Source organism: Neisseria sp. HMSC058F07, assembly GCF_001810035.1.
GTDB classification, from domain to species: Bacteria; Pseudomonadota; Gammaproteobacteria; order Burkholderiales; family Neisseriaceae; genus Neisseria; species Neisseria perflava.
In genome coordinates, this window is the sequence record NZ_KV799687.1 from 52,288 (window position 1) to 63,634 (window position 11,347).

General features: G+C 49.7%; 12 protein-coding genes. 8 read left to right on the forward strand and 4 right to left on the reverse strand.

The features are described 5' to 3' along the window. Positions 1–7 precede the first annotated feature (7 nt). Positions 8–487, forward strand: coding sequence for a DUF4410 domain-containing protein (locus HMPREF2696_RS06575; protein ID WP_049343922.1), 480 nt, complete (start codon positions 8–10; stop codon positions 485–487). Between the two features lie 99 nt (positions 488–586). Here the strand turns inward: HMPREF2696_RS06575 and HMPREF2696_RS06580 are convergent, their stop codons facing one another. The 3 genes from HMPREF2696_RS06580 to HMPREF2696_RS06590 all read right to left on the reverse strand — a co-directional run bounded on the left by HMPREF2696_RS06580 (position 587) and on the right by HMPREF2696_RS06590 (position 3,477). Next, a complete protein-coding gene (locus HMPREF2696_RS06580; RefSeq protein ID WP_036493871.1) occupies positions 587–1,942 on the reverse strand; it encodes a PFL family protein in 1,356 nt (451 codons plus the stop codon). A 15-nt stretch (positions 1,943–1,957) separates the two neighbouring features. Further along, the gene (locus HMPREF2696_RS06585) at positions 1,958–2,230 is read right to left on the reverse strand and encodes an ACT domain-containing protein (RefSeq protein ID WP_070461992.1); all 273 of its coding nucleotides are present in this window, start codon (positions 2,228–2,230) and stop codon (positions 1,958–1,960) included. 107 nt (positions 2,231–2,337) lie between these two features. After that, a complete protein-coding gene (locus HMPREF2696_RS06590) occupies positions 2,338–3,477 on the reverse strand; it encodes a polyamine ABC transporter substrate-binding protein (protein ID WP_070461990.1) in 1,140 nt (379 codons plus the stop codon). 328 nt (positions 3,478–3,805) lie between these two features. On the opposite strand from HMPREF2696_RS06590, the gene HMPREF2696_RS06600 reads away from it, so the two are divergent. Beyond that, positions 3,806–4,342, forward strand: a complete 537-nt coding sequence (locus HMPREF2696_RS06600; protein WP_049336237.1) for an RNA pyrophosphohydrolase — start codon at positions 3,806–3,808, stop codon at positions 4,340–4,342. A gap of 68 nt (positions 4,343–4,410) precedes the next feature. Further along, positions 4,411–6,396: a DNA topoisomerase IV subunit B gene (gene parE, locus HMPREF2696_RS06605; protein ID WP_004520486.1), complete on the forward strand. Its 1,986-nt coding sequence runs from the start codon at positions 4,411–4,413 to the stop codon at positions 6,394–6,396. Between the two features lie 231 nt (positions 6,397–6,627). Here the strand turns inward: parE and HMPREF2696_RS06610 are convergent, their stop codons facing one another. After that, a complete protein-coding gene (locus tag HMPREF2696_RS06610) occupies positions 6,628–7,347 on the reverse strand; it encodes a S24 family peptidase (RefSeq protein WP_004520485.1) in 720 nt (239 codons plus the stop codon). A 237-nt stretch (positions 7,348–7,584) separates the two neighbouring features. On the opposite strand from HMPREF2696_RS06610, the gene HMPREF2696_RS06615 reads away from it, so the two are divergent. From HMPREF2696_RS06615 to HMPREF2696_RS06635, 5 genes are all read left to right on the forward strand, one after another. Continuing rightward, positions 7,585–7,833 carry a helix-turn-helix domain-containing protein gene (locus HMPREF2696_RS06615; RefSeq protein WP_039862369.1) on the forward strand — a complete coding sequence of 83 codons (249 nt, stop codon included), beginning with the start codon at positions 7,585–7,587 and terminating at the stop codon, positions 7,831–7,833. 74 nt (positions 7,834–7,907) lie between these two features. After that, positions 7,908–9,908 (forward strand): Mu transposase C-terminal domain-containing protein, encoded by a 2,001-nt coding sequence (locus HMPREF2696_RS06620; RefSeq protein WP_049343955.1) that lies wholly within the window; start codon positions 7,908–7,910, stop codon positions 9,906–9,908. A gap of 35 nt (positions 9,909–9,943) precedes the next feature. Then, the gene (locus HMPREF2696_RS06625; RefSeq protein ID WP_070588166.1) at positions 9,944–10,858 is read left to right on the forward strand and encodes an AAA family ATPase; all 915 of its coding nucleotides are present in this window, start codon (positions 9,944–9,946) and stop codon (positions 10,856–10,858) included. 15 nt (positions 10,859–10,873) lie between these two features. After that, positions 10,874–11,116: a toxin PIN gene (locus HMPREF2696_RS06630; protein ID WP_070588169.1), complete on the forward strand. Its 243-nt coding sequence runs from the start codon at positions 10,874–10,876 to the stop codon at positions 11,114–11,116. Between the two features lie 27 nt (positions 11,117–11,143). Beyond that, positions 11,144–11,347, forward strand: a 204-nt coding sequence (locus tag HMPREF2696_RS06635; RefSeq protein ID WP_070588170.1) for a hypothetical protein, incomplete at its 3' end; no start/stop codon positions are given.

The following is an 11,347-nucleotide window of genomic DNA, read 5'->3' on the forward strand; positions in this document are numbered from 1 at the left end:
TTTTACCATGAAAAAACTACTCACACTAACGGCATTAGCCTTTGCTTTATCTGCTTGTTCAACAACCAGTACTGTTGATTTCGGACAAAAAGAAAAAAGCTACCATAGCTACACTATTCGTGATCTTTCCCAAGATCATATTCCATCTGATACACGCGCACTTTTTACCCAATACTTGAACAATGAATTAACCACTCTCGGTTATACCGTAGGCGATGACTTAGATATTAATATCAATATCGAAAACTTTAATGAAGGAAACCGTGCTCTGCGTTATTGGGTGGGCTTTGGCGCAGGCAAAGCAACGTCAAAAATCGTTACAACACTGGTTGATAAAGAAAGCGGAAAAATTGTCGGTAATATTCAAACTGACGGTATGTTGGCAATGGGAGTATTTGGAGGAAATAGCAAAGATGTTCTGAAAAGATCAGCTAAAGACATTGCCAAAAAAATTGCAGAATCCGGTATTTTGAAAAAAGGGAAATAATCAAGATATTATTTTCTAAAAACGTTTTACCAAATAGCTATAAATAAAAGGCCGTCTGAAAATCAATTTCAGACGGCCTTTTTTTATTTATCAATCCAATCAGTTTTTCATTGATTGAACCGGAGCCGGGATTCTGCCGCCTCGGTTGACAAACACTTCGCACGAACCTTCTTTAACCGGCATCACAGGCGCGTAGCCCAACAGGCCACCGAACTCGACGCTGTCGCCGACGGTTTTGCCGGTTACCGGAATAATGCGCACGGCAGTTGTTTTACTGTTGATCATGCCGATGGCGGCTTCGTCGGCGATGATGCCGGAAATGGTATGAGCAGGCGTATCGCCGGGTACAGCAATCATGTCTAAACCAACGGAGCAGACAGCGGTCATTGCTTCGAGTTTATCTAACGTCAGCACACCGGCTTCGGCAGCGGCAATCATGCCCTCGTCTTCTGAAACGGGGATAAATGCGCCGCTCAAACCGCCGACCGCACTGGAAGCCATCATGCCGCCTTTTTTTACGGCATCATTCAGCAAGGCCAAAGCCGCTGTCGTGCCGTGCGTACCGCAGACGCTCAAACCCATTTCTTCAAGAATGCGTGCCACCGAGTCGCCGACGGCAGGGGTTGGTGCTAACGACAAGTCGAGAATACCAAACGGAATATTCAGCATTTTTGAGGCTTCGCGGCCGATGAGTTCGCCCACGCGGGTAATTTTGAAAGCAGTTTTCTTCACGACTTCTGCAACTTCGGTCAGTGTCGTTGCATCCGAATTTTCCAACGCGGCTTTTACAACACCCGGGCCGGATACGCCGACATTGATAACGGCATCCGCTTCGCCCGAACCGTGAAACGCGCCCGCCATAAATGGGTTGTCTTCCACCGCGTTGCAGAACACGACGATTTTGGCGCAGCCGAAACCTTCGGGCGTAATTTCAGCCGTGCGTTTGATGGTTTCGCCTGCCAACTTGACCGCATCCATATTGATACCGGCGCGCGTGCTGCCGATATTGATGGAGCTGCACACGATATCGGTAGTCTTCATCGCTTCGGGAATGGAGCGGATTAACACCTCGTCTGAAGGTGACATGCCTTTTTGCACCAGCGCGGAAAAGCCGCCAATAAAAGACACGCCGATGGCTTTGGCAGCCTTATCCAAAGTTTGCGCCACGCTGACATAGGAATCGGCATGGGTAGCTGCGGCGATTTGGGCAATCGGCGTGACGGAAATGCGCTGATTCACAATCGGTACGCCGTATTTGGCAGACAGATATTTTGCCGTCGCCACCAAGTCTTTGCCGACTGTGGTAATTTTATTGTAAATATTTTGGTTCAACACATTGATATCGCTGCTGATACAGTCGTGCAGATCAATGCCGATGGTAATGGTGCGCACGTCAAAGTTCTGGTCGGCCACCATTTTGACGGTTTCTAAAATCTCGCCGGATTGAATACTCATGACTCTCCCTCCGACTTAAATACGGTGCATGGCTTGGAAAATTTCTTCGTTTTGCATACGGATGTCAAGCACGAGTTTTTTGCTCTCTTCCGCAAACAAATCCAAAACCTCTTGACGCGATTTAGCGCATTTTGAAGTGTCCACCAAAATAATCATGGTAAAAAAATCGTCCATCAACTGTTGGCTGATGTTGAGAATATTGATTTGGTTTTCCGCTAAAATTTTGGAAACGTCGTACACAATGCCCACACGGTCTTTACCGATGACGGTGATGACTGAATTGTTCATAACGCTGTTTCTCCTGATAGGATATTTGAAAAGTGTTGACAATTATAACACTCAGGCCGTCTGAAAAACTGTTTCAGACGGCCTGAGTATTCAAATTTCAATTTTAATTATCGCCCTGCTTTCAAAGCCTGCCATAGGCGAACGCTGAGTTTGCTCGCATCGGTTGACTTGGGAGAGACGATGAAGCTTTTTTCCATCAATTCTTTACTTGGGAAAATCGATTCGTCAGAGGTGTATTTTTCATCCATCAAATCACGCGCTGGACGGCTGGCCGGAGCATAAGTCACATAGTTGCCGTTTTTAGCCGCTGTTTCCGGATTGAGCGTGTGATTGATGTATTTGTGTGCATTGGCCACATTTTGCGCATCACGCGGAATCATCAGCGAATCCACCCAAATACCGACGCCGCTTTTCGGCGCCAATACTTCGACTTCGACGCCGTTTCCGGCTTCTTTGGCACGGGTTTTGGCAATATTAAGGTCACCGCCGTAGCCTACCGATACGCAAAGATTACCGGCAGCCATATCATCGATATAGCCGGATGAGGTAAAGCGTTTGATGTCGGGACGCACTTTTTTCATCATATCGACTGCGGCTTTGATGTCGTCAGGGTTTTCGCTGTTCGGATCTTTGCCCAAATAATGCAAAGCCAAAGGAATCTGCTCGATGGCGCTGTCGAAATAGCTGATGCCGCAGGATTTCAGTTTTTGGGTATATTCAGGGTTAAACACCAAATCCCATTCGTTTTCAGGCAGCTTGTCCGTACCCAAAGCCTTTTGAACCTGCTGTTTGTTAATCGCCAGCGTATTGATGCCCCAGAAATAAGGGACGGCATATTCGTTGCCCGGATCGACGGTTTCCATCATTTTCAACAAATCGGGATCGATATTGGCGTAATCAGGAATTTGCGATTTGTCGATTTTTTGATACGCGCCGGCTTTGATCTGACGGCCGACATTAGCAATAGAAGGTGCAACCAAGTCATAACCCGACTTGCCGGTCAGCAGCTTGGCTTCCAGCGCTTCGTTGCTGTCGTAGTAATCGTAGCGGACGTTGATATGCGTTTTGTTTTCAAACGCAGACAGCGTGGCAGGATCGACATAATCCGACCAGTTGTAGATATTGAGTTTATCGGTTTGGGAAGAGGAAGTTTGAGATGCGGAAGATTCTGCGGCGGTTCCTTGTCCGCCGCTACACGCAGTCAAGACGAGGCTCACGATTGCCGCCGCCATCAAAGATTTTTTCATGGTTTCAGACCTTTTGTTCGGGAGGTAAAAATATTGCAGCGGTGGCAGATGCCACTTACAAAAGGGAAACTGTGGGGGCGGCCGGCATGTGTCCTTTGCCCTTGATTCAGCAAGGTTTGCATTAAACGGCAAAAAGCTTTTGAATGCAAGACCTTAAAGCAGAAAAAAATTTCATTTTTCAGACGGCCTGAAGCTATGGTTTTATTCATAAACAACATTTTTTCAGAAACGGTTTCATGCCGTCTGGAAAAAACTGTGGGCTTATTCAGACGGCCTCAAGATTTGTCAAAACCGCCCAATTTGTGGGAAAATTGCACGATTGAATTTAATGAAGGGCGACCCCGTGTTAGACAGAGAAGGCTATCGCCCCAATGTCGGTATTATCCTGATTAACGAACGTAACGAAGTCTTTTGGGGCAAACGCGTACGCGAACATTCATGGCAGTTTCCGCAAGGCGGCATCAAGCCGGGTGAAAGCCCTGAGACCGCCATGTACCGCGAATTGTACGAAGAAGTCGGCCTGTTGCCGCAACACATCAAAATCGTTGGCCGTACGCGCGACTGGTTGCGTTATGACGTGCCCAGCCACTGGGTGCGGCGCGAATGGCGCGGTTCGTATCGCGGACAAAAACAGATTTGGTATCTTTTGCGTTTGGTCGGCCGCGACAGCGACGTCAACCTCCGCGCCTGCCACCATCCTGAATTCGACGGCTGGCGTTGGCACCAATACTGGGCGCCAGTTGACGAAGTCATCGACTTCAAGCGCGGCGTGTATTTGGACGCATTGACCGAACTCTCCCGTTTCTTGCGCGGCATAGAAAGCTATGAAGACTTTATCCGTCGCAATCCAATAGAAAACCTATAACCCAAACGCTTTCAGGCCGTCTGAAAGCGTTGTTTTTCATCTTTTCAGACGGCCTTTACATTATTCCTATGGCTAAAAACAATCAATACAGCGAATCCAGCATTACCGTCCTCAAAGGCTTGGAGCCGGTCAAAGAACGTCCCGGCATGTACACCCGTACCGACAGCCCGACCCATATCTGTCAGGAAGTAATTGATAATGCGGCGGACGAGGCGTTAGGTGGTTTTGCAACTGCAATCGACGTGCAAATTCATGAAGACGGTTCGCTTTCCGTCCGTGATAACGGCCGCGGCATTCCCGTCGGCCTGCACCCTGAAGAAGGCGTACCCGTAGTCGAACTCGTCTTCACCCGTCTGCACGCAGGTGGCAAGTTCAACAAAAAAGACGGCGGCAGCGCCTATGCCTTTTCAGGCGGCCTACACGGCGTCGGCGTATCTGTGACCAACGCCCTTTCCACCCGCCTTGAAGTAACGGTCAAACGCGAAGGCAAAGTCCACCGCATCGTCTTTTCCGGTGGCAACGTCATTGAGTCATTGACTGAAGTGGGCAAATGCGCCGTCAAAGACAGCGGCACCGAAGTGCGCGTCTGGCCGGACGGCAAATATTTTGAAAGCCCGAATTACAGCATTCCCGAACTCGAGCGCCTATTGCGCGCCAAAGCCGTCTTGTTGCCGGGCGTACGCGTTTCCCTGACCCGTCCGGTTAAAGGCGAAAACGAAACATACACCCAAACTTGGCACTATCCAGACGGCTTGAAAAGCTATCTGACCGACCTCATTGCCGACGCGCAAGAAGCCGTGCCTATCTTCTCTTGTGAAAACTACATTTCAGACGGCCACAACGGCGATTTCAGTATCGGAGAAGGCGCCGCGTTTGCCCTGACTTGGCTGGAAGAAGGCTCGTGTGCCAACGAAAGCTACGTCAACCTCATCCCCACCCCTCTGGGCGGTACGCACGAAGCAGGCTTGAAACAAGCCGTGTTTAACGCCGTCAACAACTTCATCAATCTGCACAACCTCTTGCCGCGCGGCGTGAAAGTGCAAAGCGACGACGTGTTCAGCAAAACCGCCTTCGTCCTCTCCGCCCGCGTCCTCGACCCGCAGTTCCAAGGTCAGACCAAAGACAAGCTGACCAACCGCGATGCGCTGAAACTCGTTGCCACTGTATCGGGCGATCCTTTGGAATTGTGGCTGAACCAAAACGTGGACTACGGCAAAAAAATCGCCGAACTCGCCATCCGTCAGGCACAAGCGCGGATGCGTTCGGTTAAAAAGATTGAAAAGAAAAAAGGCAGCGGCGTCGCTGTCTTGCCCGGTAAGCTGACCGACTGCGAAAGCGAAGACATTCGCGAAAACGAACTCTTCCTCGTCGAAGGCGATTCTGCCGGCGGCTCTGCCAAACTTGCCCGCGACAAAGCTACACAGGCCATCCTGCCCCTGCGCGGCAAAGTGCTCAACAGCTTTGAAGTCCACCCCGACCAACTCTTCGGTAACGCCGAAATCCATGATATTTCCGTCGCCATCGGCGTTGATCCGCATGGAATCAATGACAATCCCGACTTAAGCGGCCTGCGCTACGGCAAAATCGCCATCCTGTCCGATGCCGACGTGGACGGCTCGCATATTCAAGTTTTGCTGCTGACCCTGTTCTACCGCCACTTCCCGAAACTAGTCGCCGACGGACACATCTACGTCGCCCAGCCGCCGCTATTCCGCGTCGATGTCAACGCACAAGGCAAAAGCAAACCCGCCCGCAAATTCTACGCCCTCGACCAAAACGAACTCGACAGCATTTTGGAGCGACTGCAAAAAGAAGGCGTCAAAGAAACTGCTTATTCCATCAGCCGCTTCAAAGGCTTGGGCGAGATGAACCCCGACCAGCTCAAAGACACCACCATGCACCCCGACACCCGCCGTCTGTTGCAGGTGCAAATCCCAGAAGGTGCAGATGACGAAACACGCGATATCTTCGTCAAACTGATGGGCAAAGGCGAAGCCGCTGCCCGCCGCGCATGGATGGAAAAAGAAGGCGATACGGCAGAATTGGATATTTAATCTATTGTTTCAATAGACTAAAGTGTGGGGGACTGTTAGTTTTTGCACAAGGAACAAATAGAGTAAAAAAACGCTGAAATCTTCGAAAGATGTGGATTTCGGCGTTTTTTTGTATCCGGAAAAGTTACGCCAGCTTTTTCACAAAACCGCGCCGGAATGCGCGGTTTTCTGTTTAAAGCTGACGAGATTAGGGAATTTTTAAAACTGTTTTAAGAGGTTTTTAAAATGGATTTAATCAATACTCCGGCCATACCACTCAACACGGCCTATGATGGCGATGTCGTCTTGGGCATTACTCAAATCTATTTCAAACGGTGCGTAACGTGGATTTTCAGACGTTACAAGCAGTTTGCCCGGTATACGTTGCACACGTTTGACAAAGAGGTCATTGCCTATACGCAAGACATATAGGCCGTCACGCGGGTCGGTTTCGGCGTGATTGATGAGAATGGAATCCCCATGATTGAGCACACCCTCCATTGAATCGCCTTTAACGGTAATTACAGACAGCTTTTCCGGCTGTTTGGTCACATAGTTGTCAATCCAATATTTCCGGAAAGCCAAGCAGAACAAAGGTTCTTCGCCGAAGACCGGTGCACCATACCCTGCTGCTGCGGCTACGTTGTAGCGCGGCACGAATACAAACTCTGACAAGTCGACAGGGTTGCCCATAGTGTCAGTAATTCCATCAGAATTTCTGCTTACAGAGAATGCCCCGGCGTTTTCTGGTCTGGCTTTATCAAGATACGGTAAGCCTTTGCCGGTCAGCAGCCAGTTCAAATCACACCCGGTAGATTCTTGAATCTTTATAAGGGTTTCAGTGTTTGGAAGGCCGTCGTTATACCAAATCCGGTTAAATCCGGGCGGGCTCATTCCAATATCTCTTGCAATAACCGCAGGCTTTGGGTTATCGCGCCATAAGTAGGTCAATCTTTCTTTAAAAGTATTCATAAGTTATCTCTATATGTGGTTGCATACATAAAAATATCTATGCAACTTTCTATGCAACTAAATGTATTTTGTTGCATAAAATTAATTCGTTTAATAAACAAAAACATACAGAAAACCTAAGCGAAAGCTTATATTTTTCTCTATGCAACCGCTTTACATATTATCTGGTTGCATATATTATTCAATCAACCAAGAACAAACGGTTAGAAAAACGGTTTAACGTATGGAGTAAGTGAAATGGTACAAAAAAACGCAGATTGGCACCGCGCAGATATTGTTGCAGCACTCAAAAAACGTGGTTGGTCAGTAAGAGCTCTTAGTGTTGCATCCGGCTTGTCACCAAATACATTGAAAGGCGCATTGCAATTCCCTTATTTGAAAGGAGAAAAAATCATTGCAGATGCAATAGGCGTCCCACCTGAAGTAATTTGGCCGACACGCTATGAAGAACGTAATTTCAAGCCAGTATTAAGTGCTTCGCACTAATTATACGCAGATGTTTAAAAGAAATCATGCAAATGATTACAAATGAACTAAAAGCGGGATAAGTGGAGTTTTATATGCAAACAGATAGTCTTTCATCATCAGAACTCGCAAATTTACGGTTGCCAAATCTACAAGTATCAAGACAGGCGATTGAGAAGCGAGCCAAGACACAAGGCTGGCCGTACATCGAAGAAGTTGGCAAAGCGCGTGGAGGCCGTCTGAAAAAATACTTAATCGCTTCCCTCCCTGCCGAAATCCGAGCAGCCATCATGAAACGGCAGTCGGACGAGCTGGCGGAGAAGATGCCGAAAACCCTGCCCCAAGTCAGACCGGGGACGGCGATGTCGGCTCAGGCACTGGCTGAAGCGGCCAAGCTGTTGAACGAGAAACAACGGTCGGTGGCGGATGCGCGATGTGCGGTGGTGGCGGCGGTGTTGGGGATTAAATATCAATACGGTTGCTCTGCGAAGGCTGCGGTGGCTCAGTTTTTGGGCTTGCTGGCAGAAGGTAAATTGGACGCGGTCACGCTAGGGAATTTGGAAAAGGCCAATGACCGCAGCCGGTCGGCAAAGGTTGGCGAACGTACTTTAGACGGCTGGATTTCTGCTTATTTGAAAGCGGAAAACGCGACAGAGCGGTTGGTTGCTTTGGCTCCGAAGACGACGAAGGTGGTTAAGCCGATTGAGAGCTACGGTTGGTTGCCGATGTTTATGCAGTTTCACAATATCCCGTCAGCGCCGAAACTGGCACACAGCTACCGCCGGTTTGTGCAGTGGGCGGAAGCGGAAAATATGCCGGTCAATGATGTGCCTAACTTGAGTATGGTGCGGCGCGTTTGGGACAAGCTCCCGTTGATTATGCAGGAGCGCGGCAGGAAAACGGGGGCAGCTTATAAATCGCTGCTGCCTTATGTGAAACGTGATTGGGGGGCTTTGAAGCCGAACGATGTTTGGATCGGCGACGGCCACAGCTTTAAGGCGAAGGTGGCTCATCCGGTACACGGCAGGCCGTTTAAGCCGGAAGTGACGGTGATTATTGATGGTTGTACGCGGTTTGTGGTTGGGTTTTCGGTTTCGTTGGCTGAAAGTTGTGTGGCGGTATCGGACGCTCTGCGTATCGGGGTCAAGCATTTTGGTTTGCCTATTATCTATTACTCGGATAACGGCGGCGGCCAAACCGGCAAGACGATAGACCATGAAATCACGGGTATTACGTCCCGACTGGGTATCCGGCATGAAACGGGTATCGCGGGCAATCCGCAAGGACGCGGCATCATTGAGCGATGGTGGAAAGACAATCTTATTGAGATGGCGCGGCAGTATGAGACGTTTGCGGGCGCGGGGATGGACAGCAGCACGAAGAACCTGATGTACCGCAAGATGGAAAGTGCTTTTAACGCTTGGGAAAAAGGCAAGGATTTGACGGAGGAACAACAGAAATATTTGAAAAAACTGCCGAGCTGGTCGCGCTTTATCGCGGATGTGGTCAAGTGTATCGACGAATACAACAACCGCCCGCACGGCGAGCTGCCCCGACATCCTGACGGCGGGCATTATACGCCGAAGGCTTATCGGGAAATGAGGCTGGAACAGGACGGTATCGCGCCGGATATGTTGTCGGCGGAAGAACTGGCGACGATGTTTATGCCGCAAGAGGTGCGAAAGGTACAGCGCGGTTGGCTGGATTTGTTCAACAACTCTTATTTCTCAACTGAGCTGGCGGAGTATCACAAGGACGAGGTACGGGTCAGCTACGATTTGAGCGATGCGTCGGCGGTCAATGTGTTTGATATGGACGGCAAGTTTATCACTAAGGCGCAGGCCAACGGCAATACCCGCGAGGCTTTCCCGACGGCTCGTATCGACCAACTGGCGGAAAAACGCCGAAAAGGCAAAATCAAGCGGGCGGAAAATGCAATCAAGCTCGCAAACGCGGAAGTCAATCCGGCTTTGGAACAGGCTGCGGTTTGGGACGAGCTGGGACATTTGGGCGGAAACGTCATCGAGGCGGAGTATGCGGTATTGCCGAAAACGGGCACGGACGATTTTGTGCTATTTGAGGCGGATAGAAGTTAAAACGGTTTTAAACCTCTTTTAAAAGGACTAAAAAAATGAAACAAATCAATCATACATTGCAACAAAAACTGGCTGAATTTAAAGCCAAATCAGGCATGAACCAAACCCAACTGGCACGCGGTATCGGTACTTCGCCGGCATCCATCAGTATGTATCTGAACGGCACTTATGCGGAAAAAGGCGGCAATTATGAAACCATCGAGCCGAAAATCGAGGCGTTTTTGGAGATGCAGGACAGTAAAGCGCAACGTGAAGAGCTGGTGTTGGGTTTTGTATCGACTAAGACGACACGCCGAATCGCGGAAGTGATGCGCGATGCGCACGAAGGTGGTGAAACGGTGGTGATCTACGGTCAGGCCGGCTTGGGCAAGACGCAGGCGGTCAAAAACTACTGCGAGAAAAACCCCGCGGCCATCTTGATTGAGGCTAATCCGAGCTTTACGGCTTTGGTCTTGATGCGCAAGTTGGCGACTGCGGCGAAGGTATCAGCGATGGGCAGCCTGAATGATTTGTTTGAGTCTGTATCTGACCGCCTGCGCGATTCGGGCCGTCTGATTGTGGTCGATGAAGCGGAAAACCTGCCTTTACGCGCCCTTGAAATTGTACGCCGTCTGCACGATGAGACTGGCTGCGGCTTGGTATTGAGCGGTATGCCACGACTGGTTGCGAATTTGCGCGGTAAGCATGGCGAGCTGGTGCAACTTTATAGCCGCATGTCTGTTGCGCTGAATTTGGGCGAATCTTTGCCGGATGACGAGCTCTTTGAGATTGCGAAAGCGGCTTTGCCTGATGCGGACGAAGAAACGCTCCTGGAACTGGTTAAACATAGTAACGGCAATACGCGCCGGATGAGCAAATTGATGCGCGGCGCGGTACGCACGGCGAACAAGAACGGTATCAAGATGCAGGCCGGTATCGTTAAGAAATACAGCTCCCTGATTATCCGATAAGAAAGGCCGTCTGAAATGAGACACGAATATGCGGTACACGCCGGAGTCTATGAGGACACTTGGCACGATTATGAAACCCATAAACGGCGGAAGATTTGGCGTGCGGATATACGCGGCAAGCGCAAAGAAGGCTTTGCATGGTTGCAAATCCGCCGACTACGGAAACGCTTCGAGAGCAAAGAGGAAGCCAAGGAATGGGCGGCGCAGGTTAAGGCGGATTGGGTACGCAATAATTTTTTTGCCTTGAAAAAATATTAAGTAATTGATTTATAAGGAAATAGGAAAATGTCTAATTTGTTTTGCGAACGGAAAACCAAGTGGATCGGTTTGGCTTTTTGGTTGTTGTTTTGGGCGGTCTTGGCGGGAACGATGCTGCATAGCTGCTCTAAGCCGGTGGTGTCGGCGGCGAAGTTGGAAATGTCGCGCCGCGAGCGGATGGCGGATTTGGAGGCTCAAGCTTTGGGCGAGCAATACGAGTCGATGAGTACG

Bases quoted from the DNA above. Each gene is read 5' to 3' on its own strand.
- HMPREF2696_RS06575 (WP_049343922.1), top strand. From the start codon at position 8: ATGAAAAAACTACTCACACTAACGGCATTAGCCTTTGCTTTATCTGCT.
- HMPREF2696_RS06580 (WP_036493871.1), bottom strand. From the start codon at position 1,942: ATGAGTATTCAATCCGGCGAGATTTTAGAAACCGTCAAAATGGTGGCC.
- HMPREF2696_RS06585 (WP_070461992.1), bottom strand. From the start codon at position 2,230: ATGAACAATTCAGTCATCACCGTCATCGGTAAAGACCGTGTGGGCATT.
- HMPREF2696_RS06590 (WP_070461990.1), bottom strand. From the start codon at position 3,477: ATGAAAAAATCTTTGATGGCGGCGGCAATCGTGAGCCTCGTCTTGACT.
- HMPREF2696_RS06600 (WP_049336237.1), top strand. From the start codon at position 3,806: ATGAAGGGCGACCCCGTGTTAGACAGAGAAGGCTATCGCCCCAATGTC.
- parE (WP_004520486.1), top strand. From the start codon at position 4,411: ATGGCTAAAAACAATCAATACAGCGAATCCAGCATTACCGTCCTCAAA.
- HMPREF2696_RS06610 (WP_004520485.1), bottom strand. From the start codon at position 7,347: ATGAATACTTTTAAAGAAAGATTGACCTACTTATGGCGCGATAACCCA.
- HMPREF2696_RS06615 (WP_039862369.1), top strand. From the start codon at position 7,585: ATGGTACAAAAAAACGCAGATTGGCACCGCGCAGATATTGTTGCAGCA.
- HMPREF2696_RS06620 (WP_049343955.1), top strand. From the start codon at position 7,908: ATGCAAACAGATAGTCTTTCATCATCAGAACTCGCAAATTTACGGTTG.
- HMPREF2696_RS06625 (WP_070588166.1), top strand. From the start codon at position 9,944: ATGAAACAAATCAATCATACATTGCAACAAAAACTGGCTGAATTTAAA.
- HMPREF2696_RS06630 (WP_070588169.1), top strand. From the start codon at position 10,874: ATGAGACACGAATATGCGGTACACGCCGGAGTCTATGAGGACACTTGG.